The 18,061-nt window shown below is 67.9% G+C and carries 14 protein-coding genes; 4 read left to right on the forward strand and 10 right to left on the reverse strand.

Annotation, left to right across the window (positions count from 1 at the left end; translation table 11 throughout):
- Positions 1–19: 19 nt before the first annotated feature.
- From AC07WC_RS09770 to AC07WC_RS09785, 4 genes are all read right to left on the reverse strand, one after another.
- Positions 20–355, reverse strand: a complete 336-nt coding sequence (locus AC07WC_RS09770) for a DUF3325 domain-containing protein (RefSeq protein ID WP_495209821.1) — start codon at positions 353–355, stop codon at positions 20–22.
- The gene (locus AC07WC_RS09775) at positions 352–1,968 is read right to left on the reverse strand and encodes a PepSY-associated TM helix domain-containing protein (protein WP_495209822.1); all 1,617 of its coding nucleotides are present in this window, start codon (positions 1,966–1,968) and stop codon (positions 352–354) included. The genes AC07WC_RS09770 and AC07WC_RS09775 overlap by 4 nt, the downstream gene beginning before the upstream one ends.
- Positions 1,965–2,291: a DUF3649 domain-containing protein gene (locus tag AC07WC_RS09780; RefSeq protein ID WP_495209943.1), complete on the reverse strand. Its 327-nt coding sequence runs from the start codon at positions 2,289–2,291 to the stop codon at positions 1,965–1,967. The genes AC07WC_RS09775 and AC07WC_RS09780 overlap by 4 nt, the downstream gene beginning before the upstream one ends.
- A gap of 116 nt (positions 2,292–2,407) precedes the next feature.
- Positions 2,408–4,639: a TonB-dependent siderophore receptor gene (locus AC07WC_RS09785; RefSeq protein ID WP_495209823.1), complete on the reverse strand. Its 2,232-nt coding sequence runs from the start codon at positions 4,637–4,639 to the stop codon at positions 2,408–2,410.
- 395 nt (positions 4,640–5,034) lie between these two features.
- Between AC07WC_RS09785 and AC07WC_RS09790 the strand changes: the two genes are divergently transcribed.
- A complete protein-coding gene (locus AC07WC_RS09790) occupies positions 5,035–7,395 on the forward strand; it encodes a TonB-dependent receptor plug domain-containing protein (RefSeq protein WP_495209824.1) in 2,361 nt (786 codons plus the stop codon).
- Positions 7,395–8,690 (forward strand): aminotransferase class V-fold PLP-dependent enzyme, encoded by a 1,296-nt coding sequence (locus AC07WC_RS09795; protein ID WP_495209825.1) that lies wholly within the window; start codon positions 7,395–7,397, stop codon positions 8,688–8,690. The genes AC07WC_RS09790 and AC07WC_RS09795 overlap by 1 nt, the downstream gene beginning before the upstream one ends.
- A 63-nt stretch (positions 8,691–8,753) precedes the next feature.
- Here AC07WC_RS09795 and AC07WC_RS09800 read toward each other — a convergent pair whose 3' ends face one another.
- The 3 genes from AC07WC_RS09800 to aptA all read right to left on the reverse strand — a co-directional run bounded on the left by AC07WC_RS09800 (position 8,754) and on the right by aptA (position 12,425).
- A complete protein-coding gene (locus AC07WC_RS09800; RefSeq protein ID WP_495209826.1) occupies positions 8,754–10,040 on the reverse strand; it encodes a DUF445 domain-containing protein in 1,287 nt (428 codons plus the stop codon).
- A gap of 62 nt (positions 10,041–10,102) precedes the next feature.
- The gene (locus AC07WC_RS09805) at positions 10,103–10,993 is read right to left on the reverse strand and encodes a ParB N-terminal domain-containing protein (protein ID WP_495209827.1); all 891 of its coding nucleotides are present in this window, start codon (positions 10,991–10,993) and stop codon (positions 10,103–10,105) included.
- Positions 10,994–11,072: 79 nt separating this feature from the next.
- Positions 11,073–12,425, reverse strand: a complete 1,353-nt coding sequence (aptA, locus tag AC07WC_RS09810) for an omega-aminotransferase AptA (protein WP_495209828.1) — start codon at positions 12,423–12,425, stop codon at positions 11,073–11,075.
- A gap of 114 nt (positions 12,426–12,539) precedes the next feature.
- Between aptA and AC07WC_RS09815 the strand changes: the two genes are divergently transcribed.
- Positions 12,540–14,042 carry an aldehyde dehydrogenase gene (locus AC07WC_RS09815; protein ID WP_495209829.1) on the forward strand — a complete coding sequence of 501 codons (1,503 nt, stop codon included), beginning with the start codon at positions 12,540–12,542 and terminating at the stop codon, positions 14,040–14,042.
- Between the two features lie 6 nt (positions 14,043–14,048).
- Here AC07WC_RS09815 and AC07WC_RS09820 read toward each other — a convergent pair whose 3' ends face one another.
- Entirely contained in the window at positions 14,049–14,678 is a 630-nt protein-coding gene (locus AC07WC_RS09820; protein ID WP_495209830.1) for a hypothetical protein, read from the reverse strand.
- A 174-nt stretch (positions 14,679–14,852) separates the two neighbouring features.
- On the opposite strand from AC07WC_RS09820, the gene AC07WC_RS09825 reads away from it, so the two are divergent.
- A complete protein-coding gene (locus tag AC07WC_RS09825) occupies positions 14,853–16,130 on the forward strand; it encodes an MFS transporter (RefSeq protein WP_495209831.1) in 1,278 nt (425 codons plus the stop codon).
- On the opposite strand, the gene AC07WC_RS09830 is transcribed toward AC07WC_RS09825, so the two are convergent.
- Entirely contained in the window at positions 16,131–16,592 is a 462-nt protein-coding gene (locus AC07WC_RS09830) for a bacteriohemerythrin (RefSeq protein ID WP_495209832.1), read from the reverse strand.
- Positions 16,593–16,662: 70 nt separating this feature from the next.
- Positions 16,663–18,009, reverse strand: coding sequence for a diguanylate cyclase (locus tag AC07WC_RS09835; protein ID WP_495209833.1), 1,347 nt, complete (start codon positions 18,007–18,009; stop codon positions 16,663–16,665).
- Between the last annotated feature and the right edge of the window lie 52 nt (positions 18,010–18,061).

Consider the following 18,061-nt stretch of genomic DNA (forward strand, 5'->3'; position numbering starts at 1 on the left):
CGCGATGCGGCTGCGCACCTCAGCGCGCGACGAGCGCCACCGCCAGCCCCACCACCGGCAACGCCCATGCCAGCGGCGCGATCCAGCGCGGGCGATACGGGTACAGCCCGAACGCGATCAGCAGCCCGCTGATCGTCAACGCGCCCAGCCACAGCACCGGACCGATCGCCCAGCCGTGGTCCAGCACGCACAACGCGAATGCGACGGTCAACAGCGTCCAGCCCGACCAGCGCCACACCCGCATGCGCGATGCGCTGGCGCCGGCTTTGCCGTGCAGGTCCAGCTGGTGCTTGTCCATGGCCAGCGACAGCGCCGTGAATGCCGAAAAAGTCAGCGTGATCGCCAGCAGCATCATGCCGTAGCCTCCGCCGCGGCCGCTTGCTGGCGGCGCTTCTTCTCGGCGGCGCTCAACGGTGGCTGCCAGCGCTGCATGCGATGGCCGCAGTAGGCCAACATCGCGCCGAAGGCGAGCATGGTCAGATCGAACCCGGCCAGCACCCAGTCACCGGTGCGCAGGGTGACGCCCAGATGCGCCTGCGTGGTGAATGCGTTGACCACCGGAATCAGGGCGAACAGCACGCCCCCCAGGTACAGCTGCCAGGTCCACATCATCCGCTTGGGCCAGAGGAAGCCGGCCAGCAAGGCCGCGCCCCAGGCATAGAAGAACGCATTGACCTCGGCCGCGGAGCGCTCGGCCATCTGCACCGGCAGCAGCCGGTTGGCCAGGAAGTAGGTGGCGAAGGCGATCGGCAGGCCGGCCACCGCCCCGATGTTGAGCGCGTCGACGAGGCGCAGGCCGAAGCCGGTCTTCCCGGACTTGGCGTGCTTGGGTCGTTCCTTGACCGCCCACAGCACCACGCCGCTGGCGACCATCAGGCAGCCGATCAGGCCGGACAGGAAGAACAGCGCACGCAGCCCCCAGTCGGCGAAGCGCGCCAGGTGCAGCCCGTACATCACGCCGCGGGTCTGGGTCGCACCGCCCGAGGCCGGACTGGCCTCGAGCAGCTGCCCGGTGACGGCGTTGAAGCGCAGCGACGGGGTATCCACCGACAGGCGCTTTCCATCGCGCTGGGTGATGTCCACGATCGCATTGGCCGCGCCCGGGTGGTACAGGGTGAAGCCGGCCACGTCCGCACCCTTCCATTCGGCGCGGGCGCTGTCCAGCAACTGCTGGATCGGCAGCGGCGTGGCGCGTCCCTCGGCCGGGGTCTCGATCTCGGCCAGACGCGCGAACGCCTCGCTGAAGAATGCTTCCTCATCCTTGGGATACGCCACGCTCACGCCCCAGGGCAGATACATGAACATCAGGGTGACGATGCCGGTGTAGGTGATCATCGCGTGGTATGGCAGCGCCATCACCGCGCTGACGTTGTGGAAATCCAGCCACGAACGCAGGCCCTTCTCCGGGCGGAAGGTGAAGAAGTCCTTGAAGATCTTCTTGTGGGTGATCACCCCGGTGATGATCGCCACCAGCATGAACATCGCGCAGAAGCCGACCAGGTAGCGCGCCCACAACACCGGGATGTAGTGCAGGTCGAAATGCAGGCGGTAGAAGAAGTCGCCCCCGCGGGTTTCGCGCGCGGCGATCTCCTCGCCGGTGTTGGGATCGACGGTGGCATCGCCGAAGCGGCCACCCCCGCGCCGGCGGCGCTCGCCTTCCACCGGCGGCTTGACCATCGATTCGGGATTGCGCCAGAACATGCGCATCGCCGGGTTGCGCGGGTCGGGCAGGGTCACGTTCCAGCTCTCGGCCTGCGGCGCCTTGTGCTGCAGGAAGGCCAGGGCGCGCTCCGCGGCGACGTCGGCACTTACGCTGCTGCGCGGCAGCTCCGGGCGCATCCAGCGACTGATTTCCTCGCGGTAATAGCTGGCGGTGCCGGCCATGAAGATCAGCAGCAGCAGCCAGCCGACCAGCAGGCCGGTCCAGGTGTGCAGCCACGCCATCGATTGGCGGAATCCGTTCTTCATGCGGCCCCCTGCAACAGGCGGGTGCCCACCCAGAACAGCACGGTGGGAATCAGGATGCCCACCCAGGCGCGCAGCGCGGTGCGGGTAGCGAACGCCCACAGGGCCGCGCAGGCGCACAGCACGATCGCCACCAGCATGCCGGTCAGCACGGCTTGCCCGCGCGCGATCGGCAGCGCGACCGCGAAGAACATCGAGCAGGTCGCGGCCAGCGCGTAGCCGCCGAAGATCGCGGCGAGCGAGCGTGACAACACACCCAGCCAGGGGCGGGTGAAGAAAGAACCAGGACGGTTGAACCTGGCGCTGGCGTTCGGCGTGCTGTCCACGGAAACCTGCTGATCGATCGGGGAAACGGGCATCACCGGCCGCAGCCGGTGAGGAAGAATAGTGGCCATCCGTGGCCGTGTTCACTGCGCGTCGCAGTGGTCCCTTGGAGCCGGTGTCAGAGCGTCCAGCGCAGGTTCAACATCACGTTGCGCGGTTCGCCCCAGTACACGCCGTTGTAGAAACCGACGTTGCTGAAGTACTTCTTGTCGAGCAGGTTGTTGACGTTGAGCTGCGCGGAGAAGGTGTCGTTGAAGCGGTAGCCGGCGAACACATTGACCAGGTAGAACGCATCCTGGGTGATGAACGCCGATTCGGTGCGGCCGCTGGTCGCGTAATCCGCGCGCGGCTTGGTGCTGGTGCGGTAGATGCGGCTCTGCCAGGTCACGCCGCCGCCCAGCGACAGGCGGTTCCACTCACCGCTCGGGCGCCAGCTGGTGTTGAGGCGGAACGTGTCCACCGGGTTGGTGGTGTTCTGCGCCACGCCGGCCTGGTTGCGGATGGTGGTGTGCGCGAAACCGGCCGACAGGTTCCAGTTCGCGGTCAGGCTGCCCTGGGCTTCCAGTTCCCAGCCCCTGACCTTGTTGCCCTTGCCGGTGGACCGGTAGGCGCTGCTGCCATCGGGCAGCGAGGCGGCCGGCACCGAATCGTCGAGCTCGGCGACATTGTCCTTCTCGCCTTTGAACACCGCGGCGGAGGTGTTCAGGCGTCCACCGAAGAATTCACCCTTCAGGCCGGCCTCCCACATGTCGCCGACCACCGGCTCCAGGTAGTCGTTGTTCCTGTCGCGGTAGTCCTGCGGCTGGAAGATGTCGGTGTAGCTGGCGTAGGCGCTGAACTGCCTGCTGAAATCGTAGACCAGGCCGACGTAAGGGGTCAGCGAATCGTCCGGCTTGTAGCCGCCGCGGGTGGTGCCGGTGCGGTTGCCGGCCGCATCGTGGGTGTAGCGCCAGCTGCGGGTTTCCCAGCTGCCGTAGCGCGCGCCGAGCACGGCCAGCAACGGATCGGCCAGCTGCAGGCGGGCGGCCACGTAGGCGGCCTTCTGCGTCAGCTCGTTCTCCGAGGCCAGCCAGTCATGCCGGCTGAGCGGCAACGGGGCGACATCCCCGGTCCAGTGGCGCCAGTCCGGTACGACGTCGTAGCCCGGCGGCTGCGTGAACACCGAGGCCGGCGATTCGCCCTTGCGGACGGACTGGCCGACGCCGAACACCAGTTCATGCTCACGGCCGAACAGCTGGAACGGACCACTGGCGTTGAGATCGAACACGTTCATTTCGCTGCGTTCGGCGAAATGCGAGAGATAGGCGCGCACACCGGTACCATCGGGCGCCGGATAGCCCTGGGCGCCATACCAGACGTCGCCATCGGTGTTGCGCTTGGCCTGGGTCGCGCTGGCCTTCAGCGACCAGCCGTTGCCGAGCTGCTGCTCCAGGCGCACGAAGGTGGTCTTCTCCACGATCGGCCAGCTGCTCCAGCGCGCCGACAGGTTGGTCGAGCGCGGCAGATTGGCCGGCTTGCCGTCCGCACCCCAGTACGGCACCACGCCCCAGGTGACGCCCTTGGTCTCCGGCGACTGGTAGTCATAGCCGACTTCGAACAGGGTGCTGTCGGTCAGGTCGGCCTGCACGATGCCGTAGAACACGTCCTTGTCCAGACGGTACACATCCCGGAACGAATCGCTCTGCTGTTTGGCGGCGACGAAGCGCGCACGCACGCGGCCGTCCAGCGCGATCGGGCCGCCGATGTCCGCTTCCAGGCGCTGGTTGCCCCAGCGGCCCAGGGTCAGCCCGGCGCTCATGGCCATCGCCTGGGTCGGGCGCTTGCGGACCATGTTGATGGTGCCCGACGGATCACCGGCGCCGGTGGTCAGGCCGGTCGCACCGCGGACCACTTCGATGCGCTCGTAGATCGCGCTGTCGGTGTTGGTCTTGAGCGAGCCACCAAACGTGTTGAGCATCCCGTCGATCTGGAAATTGGTGATGCTGTAGCCACGCGAGATGTAGTTGATGCGCTCCGAATCGGTGACCGACACATGCACGCCGGTGACCTGGCCCATGACGTCGGACAGCGCGTACAGGCCCATGTCATCCAGGCGCTGGCGGGTCAGCACGGTGACCGACTGCGGGGTGTGGCGCAGCGACAGGTTCAACTTGGTAGCGGTGCTGGCCTGCTTGACCGTGTAGGCATTGGGGATCTCGCCGTCAGCGGTCACCTTGATCGTGTCCAGCGTGGTCGCATCGCCAGGTTCGGCCGCGGCGAATGCCGGCAGCGCCGGTCCGGCGAGGGCAGCAACGAGGGCGATTGCCAACAACGACGGCCGGGACAACGGTGAAGCAGACGAACAGGGCATGGCAACACTTCCAGTGTGGGAGAACGTCAGCGCGCCACGCACAGCGGCGCTGCCGAAGGCAGCAGGGCAGGCAGGGCAGCGCAGCAGGAGGTGTACACGGGGCGTTGCGCGGGGGAAGGCGGGAGGCCTTCGGGCGCCGGTTGGCTGGGCGTACAGTCGATCAGTGAATGATAGTCATTATCATTTCGTTAGACAAGCGCTATGACCGAGGGCTGGAACCTGCCCATACCCTGCGCTGACGCAGGTGAGGTGCAGTGCGGCGACAGTCGCCTGCGTGTCACTGCGGGGCAACATCGCGTCAACAGACTGTGAGCATGCCGTGACGACCGTCACGTCCATCCCCCACCTGTTCGTTCGCGGAGTCGTCAGTGAATCGTTGTGTGCTGGCTGTAGCGGTGTCGTCCGTCCTTACCTTCGCCCTGGCCGCCGATGCGCGCGCCGAGGCCGCCCCGGCAGGGAATGCCGCGGCCCCCGCCACCCTGGACACGATGATCGTCACCGGCACGCGCGGCAGCAACCGCACGCAGTTCGACACGCTGGCGCCGGTGGACGTTTTCTCGCAGGAGGAAATCCAGGCGATCGAGTCGTCCGACCTCAACGATGTCCTGGCGCAGCTGGTTCCCTCGTTCGTGGTCCAGCGCATGCCGATGAACGACGGCCTGGTGTTCGTGCGGCCGGCCACGCTGCGCGGCCTCTCGCCGGACCAGACCCTGGTGCTGGTCAATGGTCGCCGCTTCCACCGCTCGGCGCTGCTGGGCGCGCGCGGCGCACAGGGGCCGGACCTGGCCCAGATTCCGGTGCATGCGATCCAGCGCATCGAAGTGCTGCGCGACGGCGCGTCCGCGCAGTACGGCTCGGACGCGATCGCCGGTGTCATCAACATCATTCTGGACGACCGCGTTGGCGGCGAGGTGTCGCTGGGCGTCTCCGAGTACAGCGAGGGCGATGGCCTGGGCCGCAAGATCGGTGGCCGCCACGGCTTCGCGCTGGGCGACAAGGGCAGCCTGTCGCTGTTCGCCGATTGGGACAAATCCGATGCGACCTCGCGCAGCCGCCAGCGTGCCGATGCGATCGCCTTCCAGAACGCCCACCCGGATCTGGTCGTGCCCGATCCGGTACAGCGCTGGGGCCAGCCGGACCTGGAAAACCGCCATTTTGGCTTCAATCTCAACCTGGCCTTGAACGACAGCGTCGACCTCTACGGCTTCGGTCTGTACGGCCATAGCGAAGGCGTCAGCGATTTCAACTGGCGCAATCCCGATGGCACCGCCTCGGTCTACAACCGCAGCCGCGTGTTCCCCGGTTGGGACGCACGCAGCCTGTACCCGACCGGGTTCAGCCCGAAGTACGGCAGCGAGCAGGACGATCTGCAGGGCGTGCTCGGTCTGCGCGGTTACTGGGGCGAGCGCTGGCGCTGGGATGTGAGCGGCTCCTACGGGCGCAACCGCATCGACTACACGCTGGGCAACTCGATCAATGCCTCGCTCGGCCCGGACAGCCCCACCTCCTTCTACCTTGGCCGCCTCTCGCAGGAAGAGAAGAACCTCAACGCGGATATCGTCTACTCGTTGCCGGTCAGCGCGCTGGCCGCGCCGATCAACATCGCCTTCGGCGCGGAGACGCGCGAGGAAACCTACGGCGTGGATGCCGGTGATCCGGCGTCGTATGCGATCGGTCCCGGGGCGGTGACCGGCCTGGCCGGCGGTGCCAACGGTGCCCCGGGTTTCAGCGCGGCCAATGCCGGGCGCTGGAGCCAGCGCAGTCGCGCGGCGTACATCGATGTCGAAGCGCCGTTGACCGCACGCTGGACCGGCGGCGCGGCGACCCGCTACGAGCATTTCTCGGCCTTCGGTGAAAGCGTGGACGGCAAGCTCTCCAGCCGCTTCGAGTTCACCCCGGACCTGGCCGTGCGTGGTTCGGTCTCCACCGGTTTCCGCGCGCCCACGCCCGGCCAGCTCTACACGCAGAGCACGCAGCAGGGCCTGGATACCGTGACCTTGCAGGTCTTCACCACCGGCCGCCTGTCGCCCAGCGATCCGCTGGCGATCCAGCTCGGCGCCAAGCCGCTCAAGCCGGAGCAATCGCGCACCGCCTCGCTCGGGCTGACCTGGAAGAACGACCTGGGCTTCTCCGGCTCCGTCGACCTGTACGACATCAAGGTGACCGATCGCTTCAGCCAGTCGGCCTCGTTCGCGGTGCCGGCCGGCGTGCCCAATCCGCTGGCGTATACCTCGGTGAGCTTCTACACCAACGATTTCGACACCACCACGCGCGGGGTCGACGTGGTCGCCAGCCATACCACCGCACTCGGCGCGGGCCGCTTGAGCACCACGCTGGGCTACAACTACAACCAGACCCAGGTGGACAGCGGTGCCACTGGCGTGGCTACCAATGAAAGCCAGCGCCGCATCTTCGAAGAGCGCCTGCCGCGGCAGAAGGCCACGCTCAGCAGCACCTATGCGTGGGGCCGCTTCAGCGTGCTCGGCAAGCTGCGATACTACGGGGCATGGACAGACTCTTCGGGCAATGCCACGGGCGATATCTTCCAGCGCTTCGGGGCGATGAGCTTCGTCGATCTGGCGGTGAGCTGGAACGTCACCGAGCAGCAGACGCTGCGGATCGGCGCGGACAATCTGTTCAACCGCTACCCGGACGAGGCCAGCTTCCAGGCCAGCCGTGGCCTGATCTACTCGCGGAATGCGCCGTATGACACCGACGGCCGCAACCTCTACGCCGAATACCGGATCCGTTACTGATGGACCGGCAACGACGACATCTGCTGCGTGGCGCGCTGGCCTTGCCACTCGCCACGGTGCTGTCCGCCGCGACCGCCATGGACACTGAGCCGATGGCGCTGCCGGCGGTGGGCACGCGCACGCCGGCCGAGCTCGCCGGCGATGAACACTGGTGGGAGCAGGTCCGCGCGCTGTACGACCTCACCGACGAGGTCGTGATGCTGGACAACGGTTACTGGGGCGCGATGGCGCGCCCGGTGCTGCAGGCCTACCAGCAGGCCACCGCCGCGGTGAACGCCGGCAACGCCTGGTTCGGGCGGCTGGCGTTTCCACCGCTGTTCGAACAGGCCCGCGTGCGCCTGGCACAGGTGCTGGGGGTGGAGACCGACGAGATCGTGCTCACCCGTGGCGCCACCGAGGCGATGCAGGTGCTGATCGGCGGCTACCGCGGTCTGTCGCCGGGCGATGCGGTGATGTACGCCGACACCGACTACGACAGCATGATCAGCGCGATGCAGTGGCTGCAGGCGCGGCGCGGTGTGCAGCCGGTGGCGATCACGCTGCCCGAGCCGTTCGACCATGACAGCATCGTGGAGACCTACCGCCGCGCGCTGGCCGCCAACCCGCGCGTGCGCCTGCTGCTGCTGACCCACGTCAACCACCGCAACGGCATGCTGCTGCCGGTGGCCGAGATCGCCGCGCTGGCCCGGGCGGCGGGGGTGGAGGTGGTGCTCGACGCCGCCCACGGCATCGGCCAGGTAGACACGCCGCTGCGCGCGCTGGGCGTGGATTTCATCGGCATCAACCTGCACAAGTGGATCGGTGCGCCGGTCGGCATCGGGGCGGTGTATGTCCGCCGCGGCCGGGTCCGCGATCTGGATCCGTACATGGGCGAGCAGGACCATGACGACATCCGCACCCGCGTGCACACCGGCACGGTCAACTTCGCGGCGTACATGGCGCTGCCGGTCGCGCTGGACCTGCACGAGCGCATCGGTGTCGCCAACAAGCGTGCGCGGTTGCTGCGTCTGCGCAGCCAGTGGATGGATGCGTTGCGCGGCGACGAGCGCATCCAGTTGCTGGGTTCACCCGACCCGCGGCTGTCCAGTGCGATCACCTCGTTCCGGCTGCGCGGGCAGACCACGATGCGTGACAACACGGCGACTTCGCAGCGGATGGTGAAGCAATCGGGGGTGTTCGTGGTGCCACGCGAAGGGCTGGCCTCAGGCGCCTGCCTGCGCGTGACACCGGGCATCTTCAGCACACCGGCGCAGATGGACGCCTTGGTGGCGGCGGTGCGGGCGGTCGCCAGCTGAGCAACCCCACGACGCTGGCGATCTTCCCGCCAGCGTTGCCGGGCGGCGTCAGCGGTCAGCGCGTTACCAGTGGAACCACACCGTCAGTGCGTGCAGGATCACGCCGATCAGGCCGCCCACCAGGGTGCCGTTGAAGCGGATGAACTGCAGGTCGCGGCCGACGCTCAGCTCCAGCTGTTCCACCAGATGGCGTTCGTCCCAGCCTTTGACGGTCTGCGCGATATGCTCGGTCACGCCGCTGCGCAGGCGCGTGGTCAGGCGCTCCGCGCCGTCCATCAGGTGCTGGTTGAGCGCCTCGCGCAGCGACGGGTCGGCCTGCAGCGCCTCACCCACCGAGGCCAGGCTGCGGCGCAGATGGCCGGCCAGCGCGGACTCCTCACTGGCCAGGTCGGCACGCAGGCTGGCATGGATCCGCGCCCACAGGCCCTGCACGTACTCCTGCACGGCAGGGTGATCGATCACCTGCTGCTTGAGCTGCTCGACCTTCTCGGCCAGGGCCGGATCTTCGCGCAGCCGCTGGATGTAGTCGCTCAGCCAGGTTTCGTAATCGCGCCGCAGCGGATGTTCGGGCTGGGCCAGGATCTGCTGCAGTTCTTCCAGCACCGCGTGTGCCAGGCGCTCGGCGAGGGTGTCACCGATCTCATCGATCGGCTTGACCCAGTTGACCGTGCTGGCCAGCTTGGGCCACTCACGCTGGATGTAACCCACGATCAGCGTGGACGCGCGGTCCTTGACCTTTTCGTTGCCCAGCCACTCGCTGATGCGGGTCAGGCCTTCATCCAGCACGCGCTGGTGGCGGTTGTCGGCCGTGAGCAGGCCGAGCAGTTCCCCGGCGGTGGCGGCCGCGTTCCACTGGCGCAACTGCTGGATCACAAACCCCTGGATGCTGCGCCGGACGGCCGCCTCATCAAGGAAGTCGAGCGCCTGCAGGGCCCAGCCACGTGCCATGTCGGCCAGCATGCGGGCCCGTGCCGGTTCGGCCAGCCAGCTGCCCAGGCGGCTGGCCGGATCGAACACCTGCAGCCGGGCCAGCAGCGCCTGCGGTTCCAGGAACTGATCGCGGACGAACAGCGCCAGGCTGTCGGCGATTCGGTCCTTGCTGCGCGGGATGATGGCGGTATGCGGGATCGGCAGGCCAAGCGGCCGCCGGAACAGGGCGACCACCGCAAACCAGTCGGCCAGCGCGCCGACCGCGGCCGCCTCGCAGAAGGCCGAGACCCAGGCCCAGATGCCGCGTTCGCCGTGCCAGTGGCTGACTGCGAAGCCAGCCAGCATCGCCACCAGCATGGCCAGCGCGATCAGCTTGAGCCGGCGCAGCTGGGCGCGGCGCGGGTCGGGAGGGGAAGTCACTGAATCCATCGCGGGAGTCTACCCACCCTCGCATGAGCAAACGGTAGACCACAGGACAGCGATCAGGCGTCGGCCAGCTCGCTGTCCTGCACCTGCCTGCGCAGCGCTGCCAACTGCTGGCGCAGGGTGTCGTTCTCCAGGGTCAGCGCGATCACGCGCTGGCGCAGCTCGGCGGGGCCTTCCCCCAGCGCGTTCAGCGCCTCGGCGATCTCGGCCGCGCGGCTGGGATCGACCTCGGCGTCGCCATCGGCACTGTGCAGCACGTCCCGGGCGGGCTTGCGCGGCTTGCGCTTGGACTCGCGCACGCGCTTGGCGGCCTGCTTCAGCTCGTCCTTGCCGGCGGCGGCCGCGGCGCGCTGTTCTTCCGCGGGCAGATCGGCCACGGCGGCCGCGGCACTGATCGAGATCACCCCGGTCTTGACCGCTTCCACCAGCTCCGGCGCGGCCTGCTTGTGGATGCGCTCGATCATCGTCACCTGGCTGCTGCTCAGGCGTGCTTCGCGGGCCATGTCCGCGCGGCTGACCTTCGGCGCGGCCGCCCACGGCGGGCTGTCTTCGTCAGCGGCATCGGCCGGTCCACTGAGCTCGCCGTCGCTTTCCTTCTGCAGCTGGGCCTGCTCGGCGCGGTGGCGCTCGGCCAGGATGTCGCGCTTGCGCAGCGCCAGCACGCCACGCTGGAAGTCGGAGACGCTGCGACGGCCCAGGTGCTGCTCGATCATCCACAGATGGACGTCCTCCATCGACTGGAACCGCGTGTTCTGGATCGTCTGGAACGGCAGCCCGTGCTTCTGGCAGATGCCGTAGCGGTTGTGGCCATCGACCAGCACCTCGCCCCACAGCACCAGCGCATCGCGGCAGCCTTCGGCGAGGATGCTGCGCTCCAGGGCGTCGTGCTCGTCCGCGGTCAGCGGGTCGATGTAGGCCTTCAGTTCTTCTTTGACGACAATGTCCATGCAATCCGGTACGCGAGCGAAACGTGACCACCCATTGTAAGGATCGCGGCGGTCGCCGTCGTCGCCGGTGGATTCAGGCTCAGCCGGTGGCGCGGATCATCTCGCCCAGCACCTCCACGATCCGGTCGATGTGGCTGCGTTCCAGGATCAACGGGGGGGACAGCGCGATCACATCGCCGGTACAGCGCACCAACAGCTGGCCGTCGCGGAAGCAGCGCTTGAACACCTCGTAGCCGCGGGCGCCGGGTGCGTCCTTGCGGGGCAACAGCTCGATCGCACCGATCAGCCCGAAGGTGCGGATGTCCACCACATGCGGCAGCCCACGCAGGCTGTGCAGTCGTTCCTGCCAGTAGTCGCCCAGCTCGAGGGCGCGCTCGAACAGGTGCTCCTCGGCGTAGGTATCCAGGGCGGCCAAGGCGGCTGCACAGGCCAACGGGTGGCCGGAATAGGTATAGCCGTGGAAGAACTCGATCGCCGCCGGCGGGCCCTGCATGAAGGCGCCGTGGATCGTATCGCTGGCCAGCACCGCGCCCATCGGTACCGCGCCGTTGGTCAGGCCCTTGGCCAGGGTCAGCAGGTCCGGGGTCACGCCGAAGCGCTGTGCGGCGAAGGCATTGCCGACCCGCCCGAAACCGGTGATCACCTCGTCGAACACCAGCAGGATGCCGTGCTGGTCACAGATCTCGCGCAGTCGCTGCAGGTAGCCCGGCGCGGGCAGGATGACCCCGGCCGAGCCGGCGATCGGCTCGACGAACACCGCGGCGATGGTGGAGGCGTCGTGCAGCGCGATCAACCGCTCCAGGTCCTCGGCCAGTTCGGCGCCATGGCGGGGCAGCCCGGGGCTGAAGGCATTGCGCTCCAGATCCAGCGTATGGCGCAGGAAATCGCTGCCAGCCAACAACGGACCAAACGTCTTGCGGTTGTTGGGCAGGCCGCCGATCGACATGCCGCCGAAGCCGACCCCGTGATAGGCCTTTTCGCGGCCGATGAAGCGGGTGCGTTGGCCTTCGCCGCGCAGACGATGGTAGGCCAGCACGATCTTCATCGCGGTGTCGACGGCCTCGGAGCCGGAGTTGGTGAAGAATGCATGGTTCAACCCCGCCGGTGCCAGCGCGGCCAGGCGCTGGGCCAGCACGAACGGCAGGGGCGAACCCATCTGGAACGGTGGCGCGAAATCCAGCGTGGAAGCCTGCTGCTGGATCGCCTGCACGATCCGCGGCCGCGCATGGCCCGCATTGCAGCACCACAGCCCGGCCGCGCCATCCAGGATCGGGCGGTCGTCAACGTCGTGGTAGTACATGCCCTCGGCGCGCACCAGCAGGCGCGGGGCGGCCTTGAACTGCCGGTTGGCGGTGAACGGCATCCAGTACGCGTCCAGCGCCGGCGGGGCCTGGCCGGCCAGGGTCGACAACGACGATTCGGGACGAGGCATGAGGCACTCCGCAGGGGCGCGATGGTCACGACTTTATCGCACCCGCATCACGTCTTCCCGTGACGGCCGCGGGTATAACCGCCTTACCCGGATCAGTGAACGAGGACGCCGCCGATGACTGCTGCACGCACCCGTGACGACTGGCAACGCCAGGCCGATGCATTGACCTTCCAGGGGCAGGCCTTCATCGATGGGCGCTACGTCGACGCGGCCAGTGGCGCGCGCTACGACTGCATCAGTCCGATCGATGGCCGTGTGCTGGTGCAGGTGGCCGACGCCGACACGACCGATGTCGACCGCGCGGTCGCAGCGGCGCGGCGCAGTTTCGATGCGGGCGACTGGTCACGGGCCGCGCCGTCACACCGCAAGCAGGTGCTGTTGCGGTTGGCCGATCTGGTCGAGCAGCACGCCGATGAGCTCGCGTTGCTGGAAACCCTGGACATGGGCAAGCCGGTGCGCGATGCGCGCGAAGGCGATCTGGCGGGTGTATTGCGTTGCCTGCGCTGGACCGCAGAAGCAGTGGACAAGGTGTACGGCGAGGTCGCCCCCACCGCGCTGGATACGCTGGGCCTGATCACCCGCGAGCCGGTGGGTGTGGTGGCGGTGATCGTGCCGTGGAATTTCCCGCTGCTGATGGCGTCGTGGAAGATCGCCCCGGCCCTGGCGGCGGGCAATTCGGTGGTGCTCAAGCCGTCCGAACGCTCGCCGCTGAGCGCGATCCGGCTGGCCGCGCTGGTGGCCGAAGCCGGTGTGCCCGACGGCGTGTTCAACGTGGTGCCGGGCCATGGCGAGCGCACCGGCGAACCGCTGGCGCTGCACATGGACGTGGACGCGCTGGCGTTCACCGGATCGACGGCCGTCGGTCGCCGGCTGCTGCAATGCGCGGGCAGATCGAATCTCAAGCGCACCTGGCTCGAGTGCGGTGGCAAGAGCCCGAACCTGGTGTTCGCCGATGCGCCGGATCTGGACAAGGCTGCGCAGGCCGCTGCCACCGCCATCTTCTACAACCAGGGCGAGGTGTGCACCGCCGGCTCGCGGTTGCTGGTCCAGCGCTCGATCAAGGACGCCTTCGTGGCGCGGGTGCTGGCGCATGGGCGGCACATGCAGCCCCAGCACCCGTTCGAGCCGGACGCGGCGATGGGGGCGCTGGTCGACGACGCGCATGCCGGGCGCGTGCTGGACTACGTGGCGCACGGCGAGGCCGATGGCGCGCGCCTGCTGCTGGGTGGCAAGCGGTTGCAGGTGGTACCGGGGGGCAGCTATGTCGAGCCGACCGTGTTCGATGAGGTTGATCCGCAGCACACGATCGCCCGCGAGGAAATCTTCGGGCCGGTGCTGTCGGTGCTGACCTTCGATCACGAGGCGGACGCCCTGCGCATGGCCAATGATTCGATCTACGGGCTGGCCGCGGGCGTCTGGACGCGCGACCTGGGCCGCGCGCACCGGGTGGCACGCGGGCTGCGTGCCGGCAGTGTGTGGGTCAACCAGTGGGACGGCGGCGACATGACCGCCCCGTTCGGTGGCTACAAGCAGTCCGGCATCGGCCGCGACAAATCCCTGCATGCCTTCGACAAGTACACCGAACTCAAGGCGACCTGGATCCACCTGGGCGGCTGACGACGTTCAGCAGTCCTGGCTGTGGCGGATCAGGGACTCGCGCAGCAGGTCGCGATCCATCTCATCCACGGCGTTGCGCAGGTAGTCGATCTGCTGCCGGGTCAGGCGGCACTGGTCCACCATGTAGCCCGGTGGCCAGGCGCCGATCAACTGAAAGATGCCCTGCACGATCTGCTCCGGGGTCATGCCGGCCTTCATGCGGAAGCGCTTGGGTTTGGGCTGGAAGGCCGCGTGCACGTCGCGGGCGCCCAGGATGCGTGGTGCCAGCGAGCCGGCTTCGATGCCGCTGCCGATCAACGACGATGGCACGCTGAGGTCGAGCGGGGCGCTCACGTCCGGCCGATCAGGTGCGGCGTCCGCCGTGGCGACCGGCACCACCACGAGGGGCGCAGGCAGGCGCCGCGAGCCGGAGACCGGCAGTGCCGGGGGCGTCGGCGCACTCGAGGGGGGAGGAGCCGGGGCCGGCAACGGGCGCGGCAGCCAGTACACCTGCAGACGTGCCTCCTCGCCGGTATTGCCCGGGGCGGGTGAACGCAGCAGCACCCCCAGCATCAGCCCATGCACGGCGATCACCACGGCGATGGCGGTCGGCTGGGTCCAGCGCGAGCGGGCGGTACTCTTCCTTGAGCCTGACATCCGGAACCATCCTGGCGGGTTGACGGCAATCAGACCCTGGGGCCGGGAGGAAGTTCCTGCCCGACACGCGCGTCGCGTACCGGGTCACAGGCTGACAGTCTCGTCTGCAACCATCCCGGCAGGCGCGGGAAGGCCGTGGCAGAATCCGGCAGCTGCCCCTTTTCTGCGTACCCGATGTCCACACCCGTTGTCGCTCCCGTCGTGAACTCCCCCCGCCGCGTCCTGCTGGCGAGCCTGATCGGCACCACCATCGAGTTCTTCGATTTCTACATCTACGCCACGGCGGCGGTGCTGGTGTTCCCGCACCTGTTCTTCCCGGAGAGCAGCGATGGCGCGGCGATGCTGCAGTCGCTGGCGACCTTCGCGGTCGCCTTCATCGCCCGGCCGGTCGGCTCGGCGGTGTTCGGCCATTACGGCGACCGCATCGGGCGCAAGGCGACGCTGGTGGCGGCCTTGCTGACGATGGGTATTTCCACGGTGGCGATCGGCCTGTTGCCTACCCATGCCAGCATCGGGCTGGTGGCACCGGCGCTGCTGGCGCTGTGCCGCTTCGGCCAGGGCCTGGGGCTGGGCGGGGAGTGGGGCGGCGCCGTGCTGCTGGCCACCGAGAATGCACCGCCCGGCAAGCGCGCCTGGTACGGCATGTTCCCCCAGCTGGGGGCCCCGTTGGGTTTCCTGCTCTCGGCGGGCATCTTCCTGTTGCTGGGCCGCGCGATGAGCGAGGCCGATTTCCTGCAGTGGGGCTGGCGCGTGCCGTTCCTGGCCAGTTCGCTGCTGGTCGGCATCGGCCTGTGGGTGCGCTTGAACATCCACGAAACCCCGCAGTTCCAGGCCGCGCTGGACCGCAACGAGCGGGTCAAGCTGCCGATGTGGAGCGTGCTGCGCGACCACCCGGTGACACTGGTGCTGGGCACCCTGGGGGCGTTCGCCACCTTCGTGCTGTTCTATCTGATGACGGTGTTCACCCTCGGCCATGGCACCACCGTGCTGGGCTACTCGCGCGAGCAGTTCCTGCTGCTGCAGATGGTCGGCATCCTGTTCTTCGCCGCGGGCATCCCGATCTCCGCGCGGTATGGCGACCGTTGGGGCCCGCGCCGCACCATGATCGTGGCCAGTGGCCTGATCCTCGCCTTCGGCGTGGTGTTCGCGCCGCTGTTCCAGGCCGGCAGCCCGTGGCTGGTGCTCGGCTTCCTGGCGCTGGGCCTGTTCCTGATGGGCCTGACCTACGGCCCCTGCGGCACCTTCCTGGCCGAGATCTATCCGGTCCAGGTGCGCTATACCGGTGCCTCGCTCTCGTTCAACCTGGCCGGCATCCTCGGTGCGGCACCGGCGCCCTACGTGGCCACCTGGCTGGCCGAGCGCTACGGCCTGGTCGCAGTTGGCTACTACCTGTGCGTGACCGCCCTGATCACCATCGTGGCACTGCTGGCGATGGGCCGGCGGGGGCGCTGATCAGCGGAAGAAACGCTTGAGCGTGCGGCCCAGCCAGCTGCCTTGCTGGTGCTCGCGGGCGAACTGGTTGAGGTGCTGCTTGACCTGCGGCGCATAGGCCTTGTCATCCCCCCGGATGTGGTTGAACAGCCAGCGCGACAGCATCGTGCGCAGCTCTTCGGTGACATCCTCGCCGGCCTGGAAACGCAGCCGGTACTCGCCCACACGCTTGCCGAAGATTTCATGCACACGCTTGTGCGCCGCGCAGAATGGATAGCCGGCTTCCTCCATGAGCTCTTCTTCGAAGGCGAAGTGGGACATCGTGTAGTCCACCAGTTCGTCGATGACCTCGGCCACGGCCAGCCGCTCCAGGCTCTTCTGGGCGACGTGCAGGTGGTTGAGCATCTCCACGATGCGCATGTGCTGGTGATCGATGACATCGATGCCGATGTTCAGATCGTCCTGCCAGACCAGAAGTGCCATGGTGCGTTCCCCGCGCTGTTCAACTGGGGGCGACTCTAGGCAGTCACGGCGGCCGCCGCGTTGATCTCGATCAAGGCACCAGGGCAGGCTCGCGCTGGCGCGCGCCGGTGGCCACGGTGGCGCAGTGGACGCGGTTGCGGCCCCCGGCCTTGGCCAGGTACAGCTGCCGATCGGCTTCGGAGATCAGCCGGTGCAGTGAATCGCGCTGTGGTCGCAGGCAGCACAGTCCGATGCTGACCGTCATGCGCAGGGTGGTGTGGCCCAGGTCGACCTCCAGCGCCGCGATGGCTTGGCGCAGTTCGTCGAAATAGTGCACGGCCTGCTCTTCATCCATGCCGGGTACCAGCAGGCAGAATTCCTCGCCACCGAAGCGCGCGATCAGATCTTCCTGGCGCGCATGCTGGGCGACCGCGGCGGCCACCGCGCGCAGCGCATCGTCGCCGGCTTCGTGGCCGTGGGTATCGTTGATGTGCTTGAAGTGATCGATGTCGATCATCGCCACCGCCACCTGTTCGCCATCCAGATGCAGCTGCGGCAGCTGGCGCTGGCTCTGTTCCAGGAAGCAGCGGCGATTCGGCAGGCCGGTCAGGAAATCGCGGGTGGCCAGGTCCTGCAGGGTGCCGATCAGCTCCAGCTGGTCCACGTTCTGCGACACGCGGCAGAAGAATTCCTCGCGCGAGAACGGCTTGCGCAGGAAGTCGTTGGCACCGTTCTTCAGGAAGCGCGGGATCAACGAGGGGTCGGTGTTGCCGGAAATACCGATCACGGCCAGTTTGTCGCGCGAACGCATCGTGCGCAGGCGGCGGGTGAACTCCACCCCCTCCATGCCCGGCATCTCCTGGTCGACCACGGCCAGCCGGATCGCCGGATGCGCCTCGATCGCCTTGAGTCCTTCGGCACCGTCGGCGGCCTCGTACACATCGTGCCCGTACATGCGCAGCAGCGAGGCGGCGTACATCCGTGCCGACATCGAATCATCCACCACCAGCGCGGCGATGCGCCGGTTGCGCTCGAGCCGCTGCACCAGCCACACCAGGTAATCGATGCTGCCCGGCGTGTTCTTCAGCACGTAATCGATGATCTGCTGCTGCAGTACGCGCTTGCGCAGATCTTCGTCGTAGACGCCGCTGACCACCACCGTGGGCAATCCGCGTGACAGGAAGTAGTCGACCACGGTGTCGCGGTCGCCGTCGGCCAGCACCAACCCGGTCAGGACCAGGAACCAGCCCCGTTCTTCATCGAGCAACCGCCCCGCGTCGGCCAGGCTGGTGGCCACCGACACCGGCAGCTCCAGGCGCTGTTCGATCGCCTCGCGCAGCATGCTGGTGAACGTCCGCGAGTTCTCCACCAGCAGGATCCGCTGGGGCAGGGCATCACCGGGGTCGCTGAGGACAGCGCCCTGCAACAGTGCCGGCATGAGGCGTACGCTCGATTCCGAGTGGGTCGGGACAGATAGCGGCGGTTTCACG

This window comes from Stenotrophomonas sp. GW821-FHT01H02A (assembly GCF_059422145.1).

Coding starts and splice junctions, on each gene's coding strand:
- AC07WC_RS09770 (WP_495209821.1), bottom strand. CDS start 355: ATGATGCTGCTGGCGATCACGCTGACTTTTTCGGCATTCACGGCGCTG.
- AC07WC_RS09775 (WP_495209822.1), bottom strand. CDS start 1,968: ATGAAGAACGGATTCCGCCAATCGATGGCGTGGCTGCACACCTGGACC.
- AC07WC_RS09785 (WP_495209823.1), bottom strand. CDS start 4,639: ATGCCCTGTTCGTCTGCTTCACCGTTGTCCCGGCCGTCGTTGTTGGCA.
- AC07WC_RS09795 (WP_495209825.1), top strand. CDS start 7,395: ATGGACCGGCAACGACGACATCTGCTGCGTGGCGCGCTGGCCTTGCCA.
- AC07WC_RS09805 (WP_495209827.1), bottom strand. CDS start 10,993: ATGGACATTGTCGTCAAAGAAGAACTGAAGGCCTACATCGACCCGCTG.
- aptA (WP_495209828.1), bottom strand. CDS start 12,425: ATGCCTCGTCCCGAATCGTCGTTGTCGACCCTGGCCGGCCAGGCCCCG.
- AC07WC_RS09815 (WP_495209829.1), top strand. CDS start 12,540: ATGACTGCTGCACGCACCCGTGACGACTGGCAACGCCAGGCCGATGCA.
- AC07WC_RS09820 (WP_495209830.1), bottom strand. CDS start 14,678: ATGTCAGGCTCAAGGAAGAGTACCGCCCGCTCGCGCTGGACCCAGCCG.
- AC07WC_RS09825 (WP_495209831.1), top strand. CDS start 14,853: ATGTCCACACCCGTTGTCGCTCCCGTCGTGAACTCCCCCCGCCGCGTC.
- AC07WC_RS09830 (WP_495209832.1), bottom strand. CDS start 16,592: ATGGCACTTCTGGTCTGGCAGGACGATCTGAACATCGGCATCGATGTC.
- AC07WC_RS09835 (WP_495209833.1), bottom strand. CDS start 18,009: ATGCCGGCACTGTTGCAGGGCGCTGTCCTCAGCGACCCCGGTGATGCC.